Origin of the sequence: Hymenobacter jeongseonensis (assembly GCF_015694725.1) — a bacterium.
Taxonomy (GTDB): Bacteria; Bacteroidota; Bacteroidia; order Cytophagales; family Hymenobacteraceae; genus Hymenobacter; species Hymenobacter jeongseonensis.
Genome location: NZ_JADQDQ010000002.1, coordinates 446740 through 467510, shown reverse-complemented (window position 1 = coordinate 467510; position 20771 = coordinate 446740). Strand labels below are relative to the sequence as shown.

Below are 20771 nucleotides of genomic sequence, written 5' to 3'. Positions count from 1 at the left end.
GGTTAATACACCACCAACTCGAACCCTAATTCTTTGGCCAGGCTGCGCACCTGCTCCACGTCCGCTTCGGCCACTATGCCCAGCGGGTAGGAGTCACTATCCAGCGTAAAGAGCACCAGCGCCAGCCCAATTTTCTCCAACGCATCCTGCACGGTGTCGAGCTGCTCGGGGCCGGGCTCGCGGCGGCCGATGAGGGTGTTGGGCAGCAGGGTTTGAGTCCGGTTTTGCCGCGCCAGTATGTCGTTCAGGCCTTCGGCAATGGCTGGGGCGGTATCCACCCAGTCACTTTCCCAGGCCAGGTCTTCCATCAACAGGGCATCGATGAGGGCAATGTCGCGCAGCTCCTGCGGGGGCAGCGCCGATAAGATGCCGCGCTCCGCCAACTCTTCTTCGTAGGCGCCCAGGTAGTTCTCTGGGTTGCTTAGCACCAGCGCAAGCCGCTCGCTCACCCGCTGGGCAGCCGCTTGGTCTTCAAGGGTAAAAATTTGGACAAACTGATTTAAGGCGGCTTGATTCATGGGAGTAGCGATGACCGGAGAACCGTTCTGTGAAAGTAACGCATAAAAAAGGCGCGGCTATTGCCGCGCCTTTTTTGTAAAAACAGCTGTGCTGAAGCTTAGTCAGCCTGCTTGGCGTAGCGCAGACGCTCGTTTTCGTCGAGCAGAATCTTGCGCATCCGAATCGACTTCGGCGTCACTTCCAGGTACTCATCCTTCTGGATGTATTCCATGGCTTCTTCCAGCGAAAATTGACGCTTGGGAACAATCTTGGCGTTGTCATCGGTGCCCGAAGCACGCATGTTGGTCAATTTCTTGCCCTTCTGGATGTTCACCGTCAGGTCATTGGGGCGGGTGTGCTCGCCGATAACCTGGCCGCCGTACACTTCCTCGCCTGGGTCCACGAAGAAAGAACCACGGTCCTGCAGCTTGTCGATGGTGTACGCGGTGCCAGCACCGGTTTCCAGCGAAATCAGCGAACCAGCAATCCGGCCGGGGATAGGGCCTTTGTGCTCCTCATAATCCACAAAACGGTGGTTCATGATGGCTTCGCCGCCAGTGGCAGTCAGCACGTTGTTACGCAGGCCAATCAGGCCGCGCGACGGGATGGTGAATTCCAAGTGCTGCAAGTCGCCCTTGGGCTCCATGATGGTCATTTCGCCTTTGCGCATGCTCACCAGCTCGATTACTTTACCGGCCGATTCCTCGGGCACGTCCACCACGAGTAGCTCGATGGGCTCGGTACGCTTGCCGTTTTCGTCTTCTTTGAACAGCACCTGGGGCTGGCCCACCTGTAGCTCGTAGCCTTCGCGACGCATGGTCTCGATGAGTACCGACAAGTGAAGAATGCCACGGCCGAAGACGAGGAAGGTATCCTCTTTGTCGGTCGCCTCCACGCGCAGGGCGAGGTTTTTCTCAGTCTCTTTGAAGAGACGGTCACGCAAGTGACGCGACGTCACAAACTTGCCTTCTTTGCCGAAGAACGGCGAGTTGTTGATGGTGAACAGCATGTTCATCGTCGGCTCGTCGATGCTGATGCGCTCCAATTGCTCGGGGTTGTCAGCGTCAGCCAGCGTGTCACCAATGTCGAAGCCTTCGATGCCCGACACGGCGCAGATTTCGCCGCTGCTTACCGAATCAACTTTCACGCGGCCGAGGCCTTCAAATACGTGCAGCTCGCGGATTTTTACTTTTTTGATGCTGCCGTCAGCCTTCATCAGGCTCATGTTCGAGCCTTCTTTCAGCGTGCCGCGGTGCACGCGGCCGATGGCGATACGACCCACGAACGACGAGTAGTCGAGCGAGGTAATCTGCATCTGGGGCGTGCCTTCCAAGGTCGGTGCGGGCGGAATCGACGAGATAACCGCGTCGAGCAACGGAATCAGGTTGTCGGTCTTCACTTTCCAGTCAGTGCTCATCCAACCTTGTTTCGAGGAACCGTACAAGGTCACGAAATCAAGCTGGTCTTCCGAAGCGCCGAGGTTGAACATGAGGTCGAAAACCTGCTCGTGCACCTCGTCGGGGCGGCAGTTTTCCTTGTCCACTTTGTTCACCACCACAATGGGCTTCAACCCCAGGGCAATGGCTTTGCCGAGCACGAAACGGGTCTGCGGCATGGCGCCTTCGAAGGCATCCACGAGCAGCAATACACCGTCGGCCAGCTTCAACACGCGCTCTACCTCACCGCCGAAGTCGGCGTGACCAGGGGTGTCGATGATATTGATTTTGGTGCCGTTGTAGCGTACCGATACGTTTTTGGAAACGATGGTAATGCCACGCTCGCGCTCCAGGGGGTTGTCGTCGAGGATGAGGTCGTCGAACTGCTGGTGGGCGTCGAAAATCTTAGATGCGTGGATAATCTTATCCACTAGGGTCGTCTTGCCGTGGTCAACGTGAGCGATGATGGCAATGTTCCGAATATTGTTGGCCATATGGGTTGTTTTTGCGGGTGCAAAGGTACGGATAAAAAGGCGTAAAGCCTTGTGGTAGTCAACTCTTACTCAGCACCCAGCCGAAGCAGGCGCTGCGCTGGCCGTCGCGCAGCCAAGCTTGTCGCCCTAAATCAATTAGCCGGGGCGTAAGGTTCCCGCCGGCTTTTCGCCAGCCCCGCAGACCGAACCGTAGCCCCGTCTCGTATGTTGGGCAACTGAATTTCACCTCACCCCCGACCATGCGTTTCCCCGTTTTATTATTAGTTGTTTCGGCCCTCACGCTCAATTCGGCCTGCTCGCAAAAGCGCGATGTAGCCGTCAATACGGCTCCTGCGGCCCGTACCACAGCTGGCAAAACCTACTTTCAGCCCAAAGTGGTGACCGGCAAACCCGACGAATTTCCGGTGCGCAAAACCGAGGCCGAATGGAAAAAGGCCCTCACGCCCGACCAGTATTACATCCTCCGCGAGAAAGGCACCGAACGCCCCTTCACCGGCAAATACCACGACAACCACGCCGCCGGCAGCTACTACTGCGCCGCCGATGGCAACCTGCTTTTTTATTCCGACACCAAGTTTGAGTCGGGCACTGGTTGGCCCAGCTTTTTCGCGCCCGCCACGGCTACCAGCGTGAAGGTGGCCTCAGACGACACCTTCGGCATGAGCCGCGACGAGATTGTGTGCGCCAAGTGCGGCGGCCACCTCGGCCACGTCTTCAACGACGGCCCCAAGCCCACCGGCCAGCGCTACTGCATGGACGGCAACGCGCTGGTGTTTCAAAAGAAGAAGTAGCCCGTCGTTTTTCAGAAAATTCACAAATGCAAGCCTCCCGACAATCCGCGTCGGGGGGCTTTTCGTTTATGTCCCTTGGCTGAATTCAAAACATTTGCTAAAGATGGGCAGTGAAAGCAGTTAGTGGAAAGGTTCTATTTTAAACGGCCTGAGTTTATGAACACTGTTTCCGACCCCGTTGCGTTTCTCCAGCAAGAAGTAGCGCACACGCGCCGCCTGTTGCTCAATAATAGCCTGTACTACCGCCTCCAAACGCTGGCCGATTTGCGGCGTTTCATGGAGCACCACGTTTTTGCCGTTTGGGATTTCATGTCGCTGCTCAAAGCGTTGCAACGGGAGTTGACGTGCGTGAAGGTGCCATGGGTGCCAACGGCCAATCCGGCCACGCGGCGCCTCATCAACGAGATTGTGCTGGAGGAAGAATCGGATGTTGACCTGCACGGCCAGCCTATGAGCCACTTCGAGCTGTACGTGCGGGCCATGGAAGAGTGCGGCGCCGACACGGCGCCAATTAGGCGCTTGGTAGCCGCCGTGAACGCGGGCCGGACGGTTTCACAGGGCTTGGATGCGGCGCAGGCACCGGATTCGGTGCGGCAGTTTGTCGAGACAACGTTTGCCATCATCCGTTCCGGGCAGGCACATGCGGTGGCAGCCGCCTTCACCTTTGGGCGCGAAGACCTGATTCCGGCCATGTTTCGGCAACTGGTGGGCGAATTGCGCACCCGGTTTCCGGGCCAGCTCGACACCTTTACCTATTACCTCGACCGGCACATTCAACTCGATGAAGAAGTGCACGCGCCCCTGGCCCAGCAAATGGTGCGCGAGTTGTGCGCCGACGACCCCGACCGCTGGCTGGACTGCCAGCACGTCACCATTCAATGTCTGGAAGCCCGCATGGTGCTCTGGGACGGCATTAGCCCCGGCAAAAGCCGCGTGGCGCAACTTGTTCGAACTACATAGCAGTTGCCCTCGTTTGAAGTCAAGCAGTCTGTTCCGACTGTTTTTCAGCTAACGGCAATGAGGAATCCCCGTTTTTTTATTGGTTACACGGCGCTGGCTTTGGGCCTTGGGCTATCGGCCTGCACGGCCACAGAACAATCGAGCGAAAGAGCCACACCGGGCGCCATTTCAAGCGGTGCCCGCCGGGACGTGGCGCCAACCGCCGCACCCGCGGTGCCTGCTGAAGTGAACACCGATGCCGACCGCCGTGCCATCTACAACAGCAGCGGAACCAGTTCTTCCGTGCCCGATGCCACCCCTAACCGGGTTCGCCTCGGCAACCAAGCCGCCGACATCAACCGGCAGAAGCGCATCGAAAATGTAAATACCGACGACCCCAACAATACTTCGCCCGAAACCCGCATTCGGCGCCTGAGCTACGACCCGCCCGTTGAAACGCCGGTTCGCAAGCCGTAGGGGATGTTTCCAGTAGAACGGCAACCAGCCAAGCGGTTCGTTGTTGCTTTATTGAAACGCGACTGCATTAGGCCCAAAAAGCCCGCCTCCGATTCGCTGGAGGCGGGCTTTTTGGGCCTAATGCACTTGGGGCTTGCGACGAGTTGCTATGCGCTTACTTCGCCGGTGCTGGGGCTATCGGCCGAATTCATCACGTCGGTAGTTTCGGGGGCCGGCGCGGCTTGTGTGCGGGGCTTGGGACCCCGGCGGGCGCCCGTAGCGGGCGTGCCCGGTTTGGGGCCGCGGCGGGCGGGGGCTGCACTGGCCGTGGCGGCAGGTTTGCGGCCCCGGCTGCTGGCCGAGGGTGCTTTCGCGGCTGCGGTGCCGGGCTTGCGGCCCAAGCTCTTGGGCGCTTCGGTGGCGGTTGCGGCGCCTTCCGATGCCTCATCGGCAGTTGCGGCGCGGGCCTTGCGTGGCGTGCCGTCTTTGTTCAGCGTTTGGCCTTTTTTGCTGCTGCGGGCTGCCGTGGTGGCGGGGCTGGCAGTGGCTTCGGTGGTGGAGTCCGCCGTTGTAGCACTGGTGCCGCCTGCCACGGAATCGTAGTGGCGCACGATGGTGTGCAGGGCTTGCTCAAACATGCGCTCCGTGTCGCCGTCGAGGCGCCGCGTGGCTTCCTTCACCACTTCCTTCAGCTTGGCCTTCGTTTCTTTGCGGATGCGAGACACCACTTCGTTCATGCGGTTGTTCAGCTCCTTTTGCAGTTGCTTCGCAGCGGTCTTCAGGGTCTTCTTCTGGCGAGCCTTATTATCGTCGCGGTCATCGTTGAGAAGAGTTGCCGCACGACCGGCTTTCTTGGCTGATTTGCGGGCCGATTTTTCTTCCGGCGTGCGTTTCGCACGTTTTTCCGTCTGTTTTGGTGAAGCAGGTTTTTTCATTTGAACGAAGGGTTATTGAAGGCTGTGAAGGCAGTGCATTACTGTCTTTTGTGCAAGAGTATTAATCCAATTTCCTCAAATATAAAATGAATTACGTGTCAAACGGCTTGCCTCGTTTTTTTGTTGATTAAATTCTGCGTTTTTTCTGTTGTTTCTTTGCAAAGCCCGATGCAAGTCGTGTTTTATAAATAAAAAAACACGACTTGCATCGGGCTTTAATTTTTTGCTAATTATGTCTCATATACCTAAGCGTTACACTGTTACCGCTGCTTTGCCATATGCCAATGGTCCCGTGCATATCGGGCATTTGGCCGGGGTTTATTTGCCTGCGGATATCTACGTCCGCTATTTGCGCTCCGCTGGTCGCGACGTCAAATTTATTTGCGGTTCTGACGAGCATGGCGTTCCAATTACCATTCGGGCCCAAAAAGAAGGCGTGACGCCGCAGCAAGTCGTTGATAAATACCACACCCTAATTCGCGATTCGTTCCGCGATTTCAAGGTGTCGTTTGACGTGTATTCGCGCACTTCATCAGCTACGCACGCTGAGGTTTCCAGCAGCTTTTTTACCAAGCTGAACGACGCTGGGCAATTTATTGAGCAAACCACCCAGCAGTATTTCGATGAGCAAGCGCAGCAATTTCTGGCCGACCGCTACATCGTAGGAACGTGCCCGAATTGTGGCAATGAAAATGCCTACGGCGACCAGTGCGAGCGGTGTGGCACGTCGCTCAGCCCCACCGAATTAATTAATCCGCGCAGCATGCTCAGCGGTGCGCAACCCATTTTGCGCGATACCAAGCACTGGTTTCTGCCCCTCGACCAATACGAGCCCTGGCTGCGCGAATGGATAATTGAAGGCCATAAAAACGATTGGAAAACCAACGTGTACGGCCAGTGCAAATCCTGGATTGACCAGGGCCTGCACCCCCGCGCCGTCACGCGCGACCTCGACTGGGGTGTGCCCGTGCCAGTACCCGGCGCCGATGGTAAAGTGCTCTACGTGTGGTTTGATGCGCCAATCGGCTACATATCAGCCACCAAAGAGGCATTTCCCGACGAGTGGGAATTATACTGGAAAGACGCCGACTCCAAACTGGTGCATTTTATCGGCAAAGACAACATCGTTTTCCACTGCATTATTTTTCCGGTAATGCTAAAAGCGCACGGCGAATTTATTTTGCCGGATAATGTGCCCGCCAACGAATTTCTAAATCTGGAAGGCGATAAAATTAGCACTTCTCGTAACTGGGCCGTGTGGCTGCACGAATACATGGCTGAATTTCCCGGCCAAGCCGATGTGCTGCGTTATGTGCTGTGCGCCAACGCTCCCGAGACCAAGGACAACGACTTTACCTGGAAAGATTTCCAGGCCCGCAACAACAATGAATTAGTTGCCACGCTCGGTAATTTCATTAACCGTGCCGCAGTCTTAACGCATAAGTTTTTCGACGGCAAGGTGCCAGCGGTAAGCCACTTGGAAGATTTCGACCGGGTCACCTTGGCGCAAGCTTCTGAATTTCCCGCTAAGGTTGGAGAGCTAATTGAAAATTACCGTTTCCGCGATGCACTAGCGGAAGTGCTGAATTTAGCGCGCCTCGGTAATAAATACCTTGCCGAAACCCAGCCTTGGCACCTCATAAAAACCGACGTGGCGCGCACTGGCACGGTGTTGCACGTGGCGCTGCAAATCGCCGCTGCGCTGGCGCCTTTGCTAGAGCCGTTCCTGCCTGAATCGGCCCAGAAACTGGCCACCATGCTCAATATCGAACTGGGCAATTGGGCCAGTGCCGGGCGTTCGGATGTGCTGCCTGCGGGCCACCAATTGCGTGAGGCGGCGTTGCTCTTCGCCAAAATTGAAGACGCCACCGTGGAAGCACAAGTGCAAAAGCTGCTCGATACCAAAAAAGAAAACCAGCTGGCCAACACGCCCGTAACGCCCGCCAAAGCCGACGTCTCGTTCGATGAATTCGGCCAGATGGATTTGCGCATCGGTACTATCGTAGCCGCCGAGAAAGTAGCCAAGACGAAAAAGCTATTAAAGCTCACCATCGACCTCGGCCTGGAGCAACGCACCATCGTGAGCGGCATCGCTGAGCACTTCATCCCGGAAGCCCTAATTGGCCAGCAAGTACAAGTGCTGCTCAATCTGGCACCCCGCGAAATTAAAGGCATCCAAAGCCAAGGCATGCTCCTGATGGCTGAAAATGCCGACGGCAGCCTGGCCCTAATGCAGCCCAGCAAAGCCGTGCGCAACGGCAGCGGAGTAGTGTAAGTAGTTTTTTTGTGAAAAAAAAGCCTGTCTGCAATTCGCAGACGGGCTTTTTTATGCAGTGTTGTTTTCGTGAATTACTTCACGTTCACCACATTCATGGCCCGGTCCAATCCCAGAGCGCCAAATGCTAAAATGGCTTCGGCTGCTTTTTCAATGCGGGTCGGTAATTCAATTAATTCGTCTGCCGAAAACGGATTCAACACGTAATCCACCTGCCGGCCTTTGGGGAAATTGGCATCCACGCCAAAGCGCAGCCGGGCGTACACATCACTACTCAGCGTGGCTTGTATATCCTTAAGGCCGTTGTGGCCGCCCGCGGAGCCCTGGCCTTTTAGGCGCAGCTTCCCGAAGGGGAGGGCCAAGTCATCGGTCACCACCAGCATGTTTTCTACCGGCACCTTGAGCGTGGCCAACCAGTGCGACGCCGCTTTGCCGCTCAGGTTCATGTAGGTGGTGGGCTTCACCAGTGTGTAGGCGTGGCCTTTGTGTTTGAACTCGGTTACGAAGGCGTGGCGGCCAATTTCGAAGCGAGGCGCGTCGAATTTAGCGGCCAGGTAATCCGCCACCATAAACCCAATGTTGTGGCGTGTGTCGGCGTATTCGGGGCCAATGTTGCCCAGGCAAAGAACCAGAAACTTCATACAATCGAATAGAAATTGCGGGCCTGCGCCCGAAGCAATTTGAGGTAACTAAAAAGCCGCCCCAAAATTGGAGCGGCTTTTCTATTTGTGCGAATTATTCTCAGGCAATGGGAATAATTCGGCCGAGCAATAATTACTTGCCAGCGGCCAGTTCGCCTTTCAGCGCACGTGGGATGGTGATGGTAGCAATGGGGGCCTCCGCGCTGGTCAGGATGGTGTAGCCCTTAGGCTCCACGGCACCTACCTTGATGGATTTGCCGAGTTCCATGCCGCCGATGTTCACTTCCACGTAGTCGGGGAGGTTGTCCATCGTAGCGCGCACGCGCACTTTGCGCAGCTTGCTCACCAGTTTGCCACCGGCCAATACGCCGGGCGAAACGCCAACGTATTTTACGGGGATGTCCATTTTAACCTCTTTGCCTTCTTCCAGTTCCAGGAAGTCAACGTGGAGGAGCATTTCGTTCACGGGGTGAAACTGGGCGTCCTGTACAATGGCTTTGTACATGGTGCCTTCCACGTTCAGGTCCACAATGTGTGCCTCCGGCGTGTACAACAATTCGCGGAACAGGATAGCGGGCACGGAGAAGTGCACGGTGTCCTTGCCGCCATACAATACGCACGGTACTTGAGCGTCGAGGCGCAATGCCTTGGCGTCCGTTTTACCGAGATTCGCTCTTTTAAACCCTACAATCTCGAGGCTTTTCATAAAAGTGGTTTTTGGGGATGAAAAATGGCCCGTTTGCCGCCGGAGTTGGTGGCAAACGGGCCGCAAAGGTACGGGAAGGGATTGGGAATTAAAAGCTAAGGCCTGCTATTGCCTCGCTATCCTTGCCTTAGACGCAGGCACGCACTTACACAAACAGCGAACTGATGCTCTCGTGCGTCACCACGTTGCGGATGGCCTGCGCGAACAGCGGCGCCAGCGTGATGACGTGAATCTTCTCGTTTTCCTCCCGCAGCGGAATGGTGTCGGTCGTAATCAGTTCGGTGAGCACGCTCTTGCGGATGCGCTCGTGGGCCGGGCCGCTGAGGAGCGGGTGCGTCACCACGGCGCGCACCGATTTGGCGCCGCGCTCCATCACCAGTTCGGCAGCTTTGCAGATGGTGCCGGCGGTGTCCACCATGTCGTCCACAAACACCACGTCCATGCCCTTCACGTCGCCAATCACCTGCATGGAGGCAATTTCATTGGCCCGCAGGCGCATTTTGTCGCAGACCACAATTTCAGCGCCGAACTTCTTGGCGAATGCCCGGGTGCGCACCACGCCGCCCACGTCGGGCGAGGCAAAAATCAGATTTTCGAGGTTGAGCGACTTGATGTAGGGCGCTGTCACGGTGGCACCGTCTAGGTGGTCCACCGGAATGTCGAAGAAGCCTTGAATCTGGCCGGCGTGCAGGTCGCAGGTCATCATCCGGTCGGTGCCCACGCTCTGGATGATGTTGGCCACCACTTTGGCCCCGATGCTCACGCGGGGCTTGTCTTTGCGGTCTTGGCGGGCGTAGCCCATGTAAGGCATCACAATGTTGACTTTGTGGGCCGAGGCGCGCTTGCAGGCGTCCACCATCAGCATCAGTTCCATGAGGTGCTCCGAGGGCGGAAACGTGCTCTGGATTAGAAACACCTCGCAGCCGCGCACGCTTTCGTCGAAGCTGGGTCCCATTTCGGTGTCGGCGAAGCGCTGGAGGGTAAGCTGACCAAGGGAGGTGCCGTAGGCGGAGGCAATATTTTCGGCAAGCGCCCGGGACGCGCTGCCGGCGAATATTTTGACCTGTTTCATAGGGGAAGGTGCTGAAGAATTGAGTTGAGGAGCGGGCTGCTCGTAGCGTCGAGGTTATCGATGCGGTGGAATGGAAAAAGCGAAAGGCGCTGACCACTCCGGAAATTTGGAGAAGCCAGCGCCTTGCGTTTACTCGAGCTTTGTCGTTGTCCGACCAGGGCTCGAACCTGGACTTTCTTGAATCAAAATCAAGCGTGTTGCCAGTTACACCATCGGACAGTTTCCCTGGCGGCTACGTGCCGTTTGGGAGTGCAAATGTACTACCGGAAAAATTCGAGGCAAGGTTTTGTTGAAAAATTTTTGCGAGAAAATTGCGGCGGCAGGGCGAAAAAAGCCTCTGATTTCACTTTTCTGGCTGACTTTCACGGCGTAATGTTGCTCAGTGGCGCGCAAACACAGTTGCCGGGCCGAATAGGGCACGGGTTGGAAAAGCCGTGCTTCTGCCGTAATTTTGCGGCCTGAAAAACGCATCATCTTTCTTATAAATACACCTCAATGGCGAATACCGGCAAAATCACCCAGGTCATCGGCCCCGTAGTGGACGTGAGCTTCGCGGGTGAAAACACGAAGCTGCCTAACATCCTCGACGCGCTCGAAGTCACCAAAGACAACGGCCAAGTGGTGGTACTGGAGTGCCAGCAGCATTTGGGCGAGGACCGGGTTCGGACCATCGCCATGGACTCGACCGAAGGCCTGACCCGCGGCGCCATCGTGCGCGACTTGGGTGCTCCCATGTCGATGCCGACCGGCGAAGCCATCAAAGGCCGTCTGTTTAACGTTATCGGTCAAGCAATTGACGGCATTCCGCAGCCTAAGTCTGACGGTCCGCTGCCGATTCACCGCTTGGCGCCTCCCTTCGAAGACCTAGCTACTTCGTCGGAGATTCTCTACACGGGCATCAAAGTAATCGACCTCTTGGCTCCCTATGTAAAGGGTGGCAAGATTGGTTTGTTCGGTGGTGCTGGTGTGGGCAAGACCGTACTCATCATGGAGCTGGTAAACAACATTGCCAAGGCCTATGCAGGTCTGTCGGTGTTTGCCGGCGTGGGCGAGCGTACCCGTGAGGGCAACGACTTGTTGCGCGAATTCATCGAGTCGGACATCATCAAGTACGGCGATGCCTTCAAGCACTCGATGGAAGAAGGCGGCTGGGACTTGTCGAAAGTGGACGAGACCGAACTGCTCAAGTCGCAGGCTACCCTCGTGTTCGGCCAGATGAACGAGCCCCCCGGAGCCCGTGCCCGCGTTGCTTTGTCCGGTTTGACCGTGGCCGAGAACTTCCGCGATGGCGACGGCACCGGTGCCGGCCGCGACATCCTGTTCTTTATCGACAACATCTTCCGCTTCACGCAGGCGGGTTCGGAAGTGTCGGCTCTCTTGGGCCGGATGCCTTCGGCCGTAGGTTACCAGCCCACGCTGGCCACCGAAATGGGTGCCATGCAGGAGCGCATCACCTCGACCAAGCGCGGTTCCATCACCTCGGTACAGGCCGTGTATGTGCCTGCCGATGACTTGACCGACCCAGCGCCGTCGACGACGTTTGCTCACTTGGATGCTACCACGGTATTGAGCCGTAAAATCTCCGAGCTGGGTATTTACCCCGCCGTGGACCCACTGGACTCGACCTCGCGCATCCTGTCGGCCGACGTAATCGGCAACGAGCACTACAACACCGCCCAGCGCGTGAAGGAGATTCTGCAGCGCTACAAGGAACTGCAGGACATCATCGCCATCTTGGGTATGGACGAACTCTCCGAGGAGGACAAGCAGGTGGTAAACCGCGCCCGTCGCGTGCAGCGCTTCCTGTCGCAGCCCTTCTTCGTGGCGCAGCAGTTCACCGGCCTGCAAGGCGTACTCGTTGACATCAAGGACACCATCCGCGGCTTCAACGAAATCATCGACGGCAAGCACGACCACCTCCCCGAGGCGGCCTTCAACTTGGTGGGTACCATCGAGGATGCCGTAACGAAAGGCGAGAAGCTGATTGCCGAAGCCAAGTAAGTAAGAACGTCAAGCGGAACGTCATGCTGAGCTTGTCGAAGCATCTCTACCGTGCAACTAATCCATTTTAGTATTGCGGTAGAGATGCTTCAGCAAGCCCAGCATGACGTTCTACTTTCGCCTGACTATTAACTCAAGAATATGCACCTAGAAATCATCACCCCCGACCGCAAGGTATTCGAAGGCGAAGTGACGTCGGCCCAGTTTCCGGGTGCCGATGGCTTGTTTGAAGTGCTGAACAACCACGCCCCGCTCATCGCCGCCCTAAAGGCCGGCAACGTTACGCTGACGAGTGCGGCTGGCCGCGAAGCCATCCGCATCGAAGGCGGCGTGGTGGAAGTGCTACGCAACAATGTGATTGTATTGGCCGAAGGCGCGGTAGCGTAGCTGCCTGCCGAAAGTTGCTGGCAAAAGCTGCCACTGAATATAAAAAAGCCGTTCTTGCTTGGCAAGGGCGGCTTTTTTGCGTTTAAGCCTTAAACAGGCCGCGTCCTTGTCAAACCATCGCCTGACCCAATAGCCTGCTATCTATATGCACAAACCTTTAAAGCCTTTTGCAGCGGTCGAGAATATCTACACGCCGCGCCAGCGGACCGTATTGCTGGTGTCGTCCCTTATCGGCTTGGCGGCCCTCATGGTGGTGGGGCTGGCGCAGTACTTGACCGCGTTTTTGGCGGCGGGTATCTTATTTGTGGTGTTTCGGCCGTGGTGGGTGGCGCTGGTGCATCGGCGCCGCTGGAATCATCGGCTCGTGACCATTGGCATCCTTCTGGTGACGGTGGTGGTGCTGGTGGTGCCGTTTTATGCGTTGAGCTCGCTGCTCTTGGAGCGGTTGGTGGCTTTTGCCAAGAACCCCGAGCAAATGCTGGACGCGCTGCACAAGCTAGAAAGGGCTACCGGGCTCAACATCACGCAACAGTTGAACGTGCGGCAGCTGCTGGTACAAGGCGCGGCCCGGGTGAGCGGCTGGCTGCCCTCGCTGGCCAGTAGTGCGCTCAATTTTCTGGTGGTGGTGGGCCTGATGCTCTTTACGATGTACTACCTCTTCATGCAGGAAACGTATTTTCTGCTAGGGTTGCACCGGTACCTGCCTTTCCGGAACGATACGCTGGAAGAGCTGGGCGTGTCGCTGAAAAACAATGTGAACGCCAATGTGCTGGGGCAAGTGCTGGTGGCGCTGGTGCAGAGCATTCTGACGGGCATCACGCTGTGGATTTTTGCCGTTCCCGACCCGCTGTTTTGGGGCGTGGTAGCTTTTTTTATGGCTTTTTTGCCGGTACTGGGCACGCCACTGGTGTGGGGGCCGGCGGCGCTGTACCAGTTTTCGCAGGGCCACAACGGGCAGGCCATTGGCATTTTGCTGGTGGGTTTCATCGTAATTATCAACGTGGATAACCTGCTGCGCATCGTGCTGGCGAAACGGATGGGCAACATTCACCCGTTGGTGACGCTGGTGGGCTTGGTGCTGGGCGTGGAAATTTTCGGGCTGATTGGGCTGGTGATGGGGCCGCTGCTGGTGTCGTACTTTCTGCTGCTGATGGAGGTGTTCCGGCGCGAAAACCGCCGAGCCCGCGAAGAAGAAGCCACGTAGCACGGAAGCTGGACGCCGTTGCCGACCTTTGCCGGACTGTTTCCCGCGCTGCCCTTATGAACCCGACGGCTATTCATCCCAAAATCACGCCCATCTACCAAACGTCCGTTTTCAAATTTGAAGACCTGGACGCTGTGCAGCAGTATTTTGACGAGCCAGGCAGCCGCTACCTGTACTCGCGCAACGGCAACCCCAACAGCGACGAACTGGCCGACGCCGTGAACTACTGGGAAGGCGGTGCTGGCGCACTGGCCACGGGCTCGGGCATGGCCGCCATTTTCGCCGCGCTGATGACCTATTGCCAAGCCGGTGACCACGTGCTGTGCGCCGCCGACATCTACGGCGGCTCGGCCGCGCTGCTGAATCTGGAGCTGTCGCGCCTGGGCATTAGCGTGAGCTACGTGCCGTTTGAGGAATTGTACGACCTGAAACCCTACGTGCAGGGCAACACCAAACTGTTGCTTTGCGAAACCATGAGCAACCCGCTGCTGCGCGTGGTTGACCTGCGCGCCATTGCCGCGGAGTGCCACCGGCACGGCTGTAAATTGGTGGTGGACAATACGTTTTCGACGCCGGTGCTGACCAAGCCGCTGGCCTACGGTGCCGATTTGGTGCTGCACAGCGTGACCAAATACCTGGCCGGCCATTCCGACGTGACGGCGGGCGCCGTGGTGGCCCGCACGCCGGAAGACGCCACGCGCTTGCGCCAAATCGGTACCGTATTTGGCCTCACCCTGAGCCCCATGGAAAGCTGGTTGAGCGTGCGTGGGATGAAAACCATGCGCCTGCGAGTGGCCGCCCACAGCCATAATGCGCACCAGGTTGCCGATTTTCTGGCGGTGCATCCGGCCGTGGAGGCAGTGTATTACCCCGGTTTGCCCAAGCACCCGCAACACTTGTTGGCCGCGTCGCAGGGGCATGGCTTGTTCAGCGGCATGCTCTCGTTTCGGCTGCCGGACGATGCAGCGGCCGTCAACCGTTTTATGCACCGCTCGGAGCGGTTTCCATTTGCGCCCTCCCTGGCGGGCGTCGATTCGTCGTGTTCGCACCCGCTCTATACCTCGCACCGGGCCCTGACCGATGAGCAGCGGACGGAGTTGGGTATTACCATGGGCCTAGTGCGCCTAAGCGTGGGCATTGAGCCGGTGGAAGAGTTGTTGGCTGATTTGGCGCATGCCCTTGCGTAGCTGAGGAAAGTAGGCTGCTTTGGAAAAACAGGGCTCGCCGGAGGCGCGGCTCATAACCCTGGCGCTATTGTTCCGTTTGGCGGGTATAGCTATTCCCGATTTCCATGCGCCGCCAGTCCCAGACCCTGCATTTCGACCCCAAACTCAGCCTCAACGCCGACAAAAAGCACGTGCGCGATGGCTTATCGACCACCTTGCGAACGGGCGAAAACCTGTGGATGAGTTGCGATGAGCGCACCACCGTGGAACGCCTGCGGCGGACCGGCGCCGCTGAGTTTGGCGAACATTGCTCCTTTAAGCTGGCAGATTTTCTGGACTTGCCGGGCGGCGCCGAAATAGAAATTGACATCGAGGGAATGGCCGAGGCCGGGCACTACCTCTGGCTGGTGGGCTCGCACAGCCTCAAACGCAAGCAGCCCGATGAAAAAGACCAGGACGTGGCCAAGCAAATCAAAAAGCTGGCGAAAACCGAGGACGACGCCAACCGCTACCTGCTGGCCCGCATTCCCATGCTCCTGAACCCGGAAACCGGCGACTACGAGCTGCATAAAACGGCGCCCCACCCCACCGAGAGCGACAAAACGCTGAGCGCGGCCCAGCTGCACGGCAACGGCGACACCAACGAGTTGATGGACCTGCTGGCCCACGACCCGCACCTGAAGGACTTCGCCAAGATTCCGGGGAAGGACAACGGGCTCGACATTGAAGGGCTGGCCGTGAACAGCCACGGGCAAGTGTTTGTGGGCCTGCGCGGGCCGGTGCTCCGCGGCTGGGCGTTGGTGCTGGAGCTGCGGCCTCGCGAAGACAAGCACGGCCGCATGCGACTGGGCAAAGTAAAGGGCGCCACTGAAACCTATTACAAAAAGCATTTTCTCGACTTGGGCGGCATGGGCCTGCGCGAGCTACGCCTGCGCGGCCACGACATGCTGCTGCTGGCCGGCCCCACCATGGACCTCGACGGGAGCATTGCCGTGTATTGCTGGCCCAACGCCACCCAACAAGCCACCGATAGCCTCATCGCCGGCAAGAAAATGCAGCGCATTTTTGACGTGCCCCACGGCCACGGCCCCACCGCCGGCAAGGACCGGGCCGAAGGCATGGCCCTGCTCGATGACCAGCACGTGCTTATCGTTTTTGACAGCCCTGCCGAGAAGCGCAAAACCGGCGACAACCAGGTGATGGCCGACTCCTACCGCCTGCCCGCCTGAGCCGGCAGCTAGAAGCACTCCGCCAGGGCGTCGGCCACGCGCCGTAGTTCGGTTTCCGTCATGGCGGTGCCGCTGGGGAGGCACAGGCCGCGGGCAAATAAATTGGCACAAACCTCGCCGCCGTACCTGGGGGCCGACTGAAAAAGCGGCTGCAAATGCAGCGGCTTCCAGAGCGGACGACTCTCGATGTTATGGGTTTCGAGTTGCTGGCGTACGGTTTCGGGCGTCACCCGAGCGGTGGCGTTGGCTGCGTCTTCCGCGGCCGTGGGCGTGAGCAGAATGGTGGTGAGCCAACGGTTGGAGCGGCTGCCGGCAGGCTCGGGTGCCAGGGCGACGGTGAGGCCCGGCAGCCGGGCCAGGTGCTCCTTGTACCACGCAAATATTTCGCGGCGGCGCTTCACCCGCTCGTCTAACAAGCCCATCTGGCCGCGGCCAATGCCCGCCAGAATATTGCTCAGGCGGTAATTGTAGCCCACTTCGGAATGTTGGTAATGCGGCGCCTGGTCTTTGGCCTGGGTAGCCAGAAAGTGCGCTTTCTGGGCCAGGCTGGCATCGTTGGTTACCAGGGCACCGCCGCCGCTGGTAGTCAGGATTTTGTTGCCGTTAAAGGAAAAAACGCCCACCGCCCCGAAGCTGCCCAATGGCTGCTTGTTGAAGGTAGAGCCCAAGGCCTCGGCTGCATCTTCCAGTATCGGCAACTCGTATTCAGCGGCGATGGCTATGATTTCCGTCAACTTAGCGGGCATGCCGTACAGGTGAACCAGTATGAGGGCTTTGGGCTTTTTGCCTCGGGCAATGCGGTCCACAATGGCTTCGAGCAGGCGCTGGGGGCACAGGTTCCAGGTGTCGGTTTCACTATCGATAAAAACCGGCGTAGCCCCCACGTACAAAATCGGGTTAGCCGTAGCTACAAACGTGAACGAGGGGCATAGCACTTCGTCGCCGGGGCCCACGCCCAGCAGCAACAGCCCTAGGTGAATGGCCGCCGTGCCCGACGATAACGCTACGCAATGGCCCACACCGGTGGCTTGGCAAATATCGGCTTCAAAGCCCGTCAGGTTGGGACCCGTTGGTGCCACCCAGTTGTCCTCAATCGCCTTGTGTACATAGTTCATCTCGTGCCGCCCGAGGTGAGGCGGGGAGAGAAATAGGCGGTCGTGGTCTTGGCTTCGCATGTAAATAGGAACTTAGTAGATAGCAATCGATAGGTGGAATAGCGGCGATAGGGGGCGGATAATGGAATTTGTCCGGTTATGCGGGGTAATTACTTACTGCTTATTGCTCGTGCCGGCACCCCCACAGCCGTGATGTTGGCCGGCAGGTTGCGCACGGCCACGGCCCCGGCGCCGAGAATGGTGTTCTCCCCAATGTGTACGCCGTGGATGACGGTGGCATTGGTGCCAAGGTAGGTGCCCGGCCCCAGTTGGGCAGCGCCGCCCACGTTGGCGTGGGGCATAAGGGAAGCAAAGTCGCCCAATACGGCATCGTGGCCCACCGTGCAACCCAAGTTGAGCAACACAAACCGCCCCAGAATAATGTCGCAAGTCAAAATGCAGCCTTGCTGCACGATGCTTCCCTCGCCCAAATCAATGCGCTGGTGCGGGCCCAACGCAACATGCGGATGCACCAGCACCGGAAACGACAGCTGCGGCGCGGTGAGCCGGCGCACCACGCTGGCCCGGCCCACGGGGCTCCCCACGGCCACAGCCACGGCCAGCGGCTCGGTGGTGGCATTCAGGTCGGCACTGGTGCCGAGGTAGGGGAGGCCCGCTACGGTAGGGGTGGCCGGCGCCTGGTCGTCGTAAAACCCGCGCACTTCCCATGTGGGGTGGGTGGCATTGATTTGTTGCAGCAACAGCAGAACCTCGCGGCCCAGGCCCCCGGCACCGAAAATGACGAGCGGTGCGCTGGGTTCGGCTTCTTCGTACTCGGAGAAAAAGAGCTTGGTCATGCGGCAATCTACGGGGAAACGGGGGGCGGTGGCGTCCCGCGGAAGGCCGCCGTAGTAGCCTCGCCGGGGGCGGCGACGCCGCTGCCGCGCAGCACCCGCCCGGCGGTGCGCCACAAGATGGTCATATCCAGCCGCCACGACAAATTATCGACGTACCATACGTCGTAGGCGAATTTTTCTTCCCAGGAAATGGCGTTGCGGCCATTCACCTGGGCCCAGCCCGTGAGGCCGGGGCGCACTTCGTGGCGCCGGGCCTGGGTGGGCGAGTACAGGGGCAGGTATTCGGGCAGCAGGGGCCGCGGGCCTACTAGGCTCAGGTCGCCGCGCAGGATGTTCCAGAGCTGGGGCAATTCGTCGAGGGAAGTGGCACGCAGCCAGCGGCCCAAGGTCGGCAGGCGCTGGGCATCGGGCAGGAGGTGGCCGGCGGCATTGCGCGCGTCGGTCATGGTTTGCAACTTATACAGCGTGAAGAGGCGCCCGTGCCAGCCCGGCCGGCGCTGGCGGAACAGCACCCGGCCGCGGTTTTGGCTGGCCGCCAGCCCGGCGGCTACGAGCAGCAGCGGCAGCGCGAACACCAGCAGCGGCAAGGCCAGGGCCACATCGAGCAGGCGCTTGCCGTGGCGGACGTAAAAAGAATCGGGAGCGGGCACGGCACAAAAGTACCTTTGCGGCGCAAGCTTTGGCTTGCGTCCTGCTCATGCTTGTTTTTCCCAACGCCAAACTCAACCTCGGGCTTTACATCACCGAGCGCCGCCCGGATGGCTTCCACAACCTGGAATCGGTGTTTCTGCCCTTGCCGTGGACCGATGCGCTGGAAATCCTGCCCGCCGAACCCGGGCATGCCACCAGCATTGCCCTCACCGGCCGGCCCATCCCCGGCGACCCCGCCACCAACCTTTGCGTGCGGGCCTACGAGCTGCTGCAAGCCGATTTTCCGCAATTGCCATCCGTTCAAATCTACCTTCACAAAATCGTGCCCATCGGTGCCGGGCTCGGGGGCGGCTCAGCGGATGCGGCCTTTGCCTTGAAGGCCACCAATGAGTTGTTTGGGCTGAATATTTCCGCTGCCGGATTGGAGGAATGCGCCCGGCGCCTGGGTTCCGATTGCGCTTTCTTCATCCAAAACAAACCCGTGCTGGCGGTGGAAAGAGGCGACGTTTTTCAGGAAATCAACCTGAACCTGAGCGGCACCGGGTGCGTGGTCGTTTATCCCAATCTGCACATCAGCACGCCCGAAGCCTTTGCGGGCATCACGCCTCGGCAGCCCGCGCACGGCTTGCGGGAAGCCCTCGCCCAGCCCCTGGGAACTTGGCGCAACACCGTGCGCAACGATTTTGAGTTGTCGCTAGCTCCCAGACACCCCGTGCTGGCTGCTATCAAGCAACAACTTTATGCTGCCGGCGCGGCTTATGCGAGCTTGTCGGGTTCGGGTTCGGCGGTGTACGGGCTGTGGGCGGCCGGGGTGCCCGCCGCCATGCCGTGGCCCGCTGAGTACACGGTGTGGCAGGGCGTGCTCTAAACTGGTAGGGCCGGCGTGGGCTCGGGGTCTTTATCCTTTAGGAGCCGCGCCACCAGCGGGTGAATGAGCACGCTGAACACAATGAGCAAGGTGCCCAGGTAAAAGCCCGTGGCCATGCGCTCCTGGGTAAATTGAGGCGCATGTAGCAGGCCTTGCATGTGCAGCCAATAAATGCCAGCTGCCATCGCAATGCCATAAACCGGCTCCAAATTGACGGTCAGGTTCACGGCAAAAGGGGAGAGGCGCTTCATCAATTCCACGGACGTTGAAAACGCATATACCGTGCACACGCCGGCCAGCAACAGCAGCCACAGCCAGTCGTATCCTTGCCAAGCCAGTTGCAGCCCCTGGCCTTGGGTGAAGTAGCGGCTATAAAACGGAAAGAACAGCACTATGCTTACGCACGCGCCCGCCATTTCGTAAAACGTGAGCCGCAGCGGCGGGTGAGTCTTTATCAGCTTGGCATTCAGGACGCTGAACAGGGCCGAAAGCCCCGCCGAGAGCACCGCTACGCCCAAGCCCAGGAGTTGGTCCAACTCGGCCTGGCTCACCAGGTACAGCCCCACCATGGTGATGAGCCCCAGGCCAACTTCGTAGCCGCGCACCCGGCGCCACAGCAGCAGCGGCTCAAGCAACGAAGTCCACAGGGCCAGCGTGGCCAGCCCTGCTAGGCACACGCTCACCGATGAAAGCCGCGCCGCCAGAAAAAAAGTGACCCAATGCGCAGCTACCAGCGCTCCCACCGCCAGCAGCCGCACCGCCTGCCCGGCAGGGATGCGCCAGACCTGCCTGCGGGCCAGCAGCAACACCGCCAAGCCAACCGACGCCAGCAGCGTGCGCCAGAACACCAGCTCCACCGGCGGCACCGTCAGCAGCTTGCCTAAAATAGCCGTGAAGCCCCACAAGAGCACGATGAAATGAAGCTTGAGGTAGTCTTTGAGCATAGAATAGAAACTAATAGACCGTCAGGCAGAGCACCGCGACGCATCTCGCTTGCGGCAGTGATAGCAGTCAATGGTGGCACGCGAGATGCGTCGCGGTGCTCTGCCTGACGGTCCTTTGATGGCCGCA

General features: G+C 58.7%; 21 protein-coding genes and 1 tRNA gene. 10 read left to right on the top strand and 12 right to left on the bottom strand.

The features are described from left to right. Nucleotides 1-2 precede the first annotated feature (2 nt). Nucleotides 3-518: a DUF6630 family protein gene (locus I2I05_RS05610; RefSeq protein WP_196281239.1), complete on the bottom strand. Its 516-nt coding sequence runs from the start codon at nucleotides 516-518 to the stop codon at nucleotides 3-5. Between the two features lie 98 nt (nucleotides 519-616). Beyond that, a complete protein-coding gene (gene typA / locus I2I05_RS05605) occupies nucleotides 617-2428 on the bottom strand; it encodes a translational GTPase TypA (RefSeq protein ID WP_196281238.1) in 1812 nt (603 codons plus the stop codon). A 239-nt stretch (nucleotides 2429-2667) separates the two neighbouring features. Between typA and msrB the strand changes: the two genes are divergently transcribed. From msrB to I2I05_RS05590, 3 genes are all read left to right on the top strand, one after another. Further along, the gene (gene msrB, locus I2I05_RS05600; protein WP_196281237.1) at nucleotides 2668-3219 is read left to right on the top strand and encodes a peptide-methionine (R)-S-oxide reductase MsrB; all 552 of its coding nucleotides are present in this window, start codon (nucleotides 2668-2670) and stop codon (nucleotides 3217-3219) included. A 156-nt stretch (nucleotides 3220-3375) separates the two neighbouring features. After that, complete coding sequence (locus I2I05_RS05595; RefSeq protein WP_196281236.1) at nucleotides 3376-4179, top strand: DUF3050 domain-containing protein; 804 nt, start codon at nucleotides 3376-3378, stop codon at nucleotides 4177-4179. 57 nt (nucleotides 4180-4236) lie between these two features. Continuing rightward, a complete protein-coding gene (locus I2I05_RS05590; RefSeq protein ID WP_196281235.1) occupies nucleotides 4237-4635 on the top strand; it encodes a hypothetical protein in 399 nt (132 codons plus the stop codon). Between the two features lie 146 nt (nucleotides 4636-4781). On the opposite strand, the gene I2I05_RS05585 is transcribed toward I2I05_RS05590, so the two are convergent. Continuing rightward, a complete protein-coding gene (locus I2I05_RS05585) occupies nucleotides 4782-5549 on the bottom strand; it encodes a hypothetical protein (protein WP_196281234.1) in 768 nt (255 codons plus the stop codon). 232 nt (nucleotides 5550-5781) lie between these two features. Here I2I05_RS05585 and metG point away from each other — a divergent pair, with 232 nt between their 5' ends. Next, complete coding sequence (gene metG / locus I2I05_RS05580) at nucleotides 5782-7824, top strand: methionine--tRNA ligase (protein WP_196281233.1); 2043 nt, start codon at nucleotides 5782-5784, stop codon at nucleotides 7822-7824. A 74-nt stretch (nucleotides 7825-7898) separates the two neighbouring features. On the opposite strand, the gene pth is transcribed toward metG, so the two are convergent. The 5 genes from pth to I2I05_RS05555 all read right to left on the bottom strand — a co-directional run bounded on the left by pth (nucleotide 7899) and on the right by I2I05_RS05555 (nucleotide 10717). Further along, nucleotides 7899-8465, bottom strand: coding sequence for an aminoacyl-tRNA hydrolase (pth, locus tag I2I05_RS05575; RefSeq protein ID WP_196281232.1), 567 nt, complete (start codon nucleotides 8463-8465; stop codon nucleotides 7899-7901). A gap of 133 nt (nucleotides 8466-8598) precedes the next feature. Beyond that, nucleotides 8599-9171 (bottom strand): 50S ribosomal protein L25/general stress protein Ctc, encoded by a 573-nt coding sequence (locus I2I05_RS05570; protein WP_196281231.1) that lies wholly within the window; start codon nucleotides 9169-9171, stop codon nucleotides 8599-8601. A 145-nt stretch (nucleotides 9172-9316) separates the two neighbouring features. Continuing rightward, complete coding sequence (locus I2I05_RS05565; RefSeq protein WP_196281230.1) at nucleotides 9317-10243, bottom strand: ribose-phosphate pyrophosphokinase; 927 nt, start codon at nucleotides 10241-10243, stop codon at nucleotides 9317-9319. Between the two features lie 146 nt (nucleotides 10244-10389). Beyond that, nucleotides 10390-10462: transfer RNA gene (locus I2I05_RS05560), tRNA-Gln, on the bottom strand. Continuing rightward, nucleotides 10448-10717, bottom strand: a complete 270-nt coding sequence (locus I2I05_RS05555) for a hypothetical protein (protein ID WP_196281229.1) — start codon at nucleotides 10715-10717, stop codon at nucleotides 10448-10450. The genes I2I05_RS05560 and I2I05_RS05555 overlap by 15 nt, the downstream gene beginning before the upstream one ends. Before the next feature lie 21 nt (nucleotides 10718-10738). Here I2I05_RS05555 and atpD point away from each other — a divergent pair, with 21 nt between their 5' ends. From atpD to I2I05_RS05530, 5 genes are all read left to right on the top strand, one after another. Further along, on the top strand, nucleotides 10739-12244 hold the full coding sequence (gene atpD / locus I2I05_RS05550; RefSeq protein WP_196281228.1) for a F0F1 ATP synthase subunit beta: 1506 nt from the start codon (nucleotides 10739-10741) through the stop codon (nucleotides 12242-12244). Nucleotides 12245-12385: 141 nt separating this feature from the next. Then, nucleotides 12386-12631 carry an ATP synthase F1 subunit epsilon gene (gene atpC / locus I2I05_RS05545; RefSeq protein WP_196281227.1) on the top strand — a complete coding sequence of 82 codons (246 nt, stop codon included), beginning with the start codon at nucleotides 12386-12388 and terminating at the stop codon, nucleotides 12629-12631. A gap of 145 nt (nucleotides 12632-12776) precedes the next feature. Further along, the gene (locus I2I05_RS05540) at nucleotides 12777-13835 is read left to right on the top strand and encodes an AI-2E family transporter (protein WP_196281226.1); all 1059 of its coding nucleotides are present in this window, start codon (nucleotides 12777-12779) and stop codon (nucleotides 13833-13835) included. A 56-nt stretch (nucleotides 13836-13891) separates the two neighbouring features. Beyond that, nucleotides 13892-15022: a trans-sulfuration enzyme family protein gene (locus I2I05_RS05535; protein WP_196281225.1), complete on the top strand. Its 1131-nt coding sequence runs from the start codon at nucleotides 13892-13894 to the stop codon at nucleotides 15020-15022. A gap of 104 nt (nucleotides 15023-15126) precedes the next feature. Continuing rightward, nucleotides 15127-16230, top strand: a complete 1104-nt coding sequence (locus I2I05_RS05530; protein ID WP_196281224.1) for a DUF3616 domain-containing protein — start codon at nucleotides 15127-15129, stop codon at nucleotides 16228-16230. An 8-nt stretch (nucleotides 16231-16238) separates the two neighbouring features. On the opposite strand, the gene I2I05_RS05525 is transcribed toward I2I05_RS05530, so the two are convergent. The 3 genes from I2I05_RS05525 to I2I05_RS05515 all read right to left on the bottom strand — a co-directional run bounded on the left by I2I05_RS05525 (nucleotide 16239) and on the right by I2I05_RS05515 (nucleotide 18831). Beyond that, entirely contained in the window at nucleotides 16239-17405 is a 1167-nt protein-coding gene (locus tag I2I05_RS05525) for a DegT/DnrJ/EryC1/StrS family aminotransferase (RefSeq protein WP_196281223.1), read from the bottom strand. 89 nt (nucleotides 17406-17494) lie between these two features. Further along, nucleotides 17495-18181: an acetyltransferase gene (locus tag I2I05_RS05520; RefSeq protein ID WP_196281222.1), complete on the bottom strand. Its 687-nt coding sequence runs from the start codon at nucleotides 18179-18181 to the stop codon at nucleotides 17495-17497. Nucleotides 18182-18189: 8 nt separating this feature from the next. After that, nucleotides 18190-18831 (bottom strand): sugar transferase, encoded by a 642-nt coding sequence (locus I2I05_RS05515; protein ID WP_196281221.1) that lies wholly within the window; start codon nucleotides 18829-18831, stop codon nucleotides 18190-18192. A 47-nt stretch (nucleotides 18832-18878) separates the two neighbouring features. On the opposite strand from I2I05_RS05515, the gene ispE reads away from it, so the two are divergent. After that, nucleotides 18879-19700: a 4-(cytidine 5'-diphospho)-2-C-methyl-D-erythritol kinase gene (ispE, locus tag I2I05_RS05510; RefSeq protein WP_196281220.1), complete on the top strand. Its 822-nt coding sequence runs from the start codon at nucleotides 18879-18881 to the stop codon at nucleotides 19698-19700. Here ispE and I2I05_RS05505 read toward each other — a convergent pair. Next, entirely contained in the window at nucleotides 19697-20644 is a 948-nt protein-coding gene (locus I2I05_RS05505; protein ID WP_196281219.1) for a DMT family transporter, read from the bottom strand. The two genes, ispE and I2I05_RS05505, sit on opposite strands and share 4 nt — an antisense overlap. Nucleotides 20645-20771 lie beyond the last annotated feature (127 nt).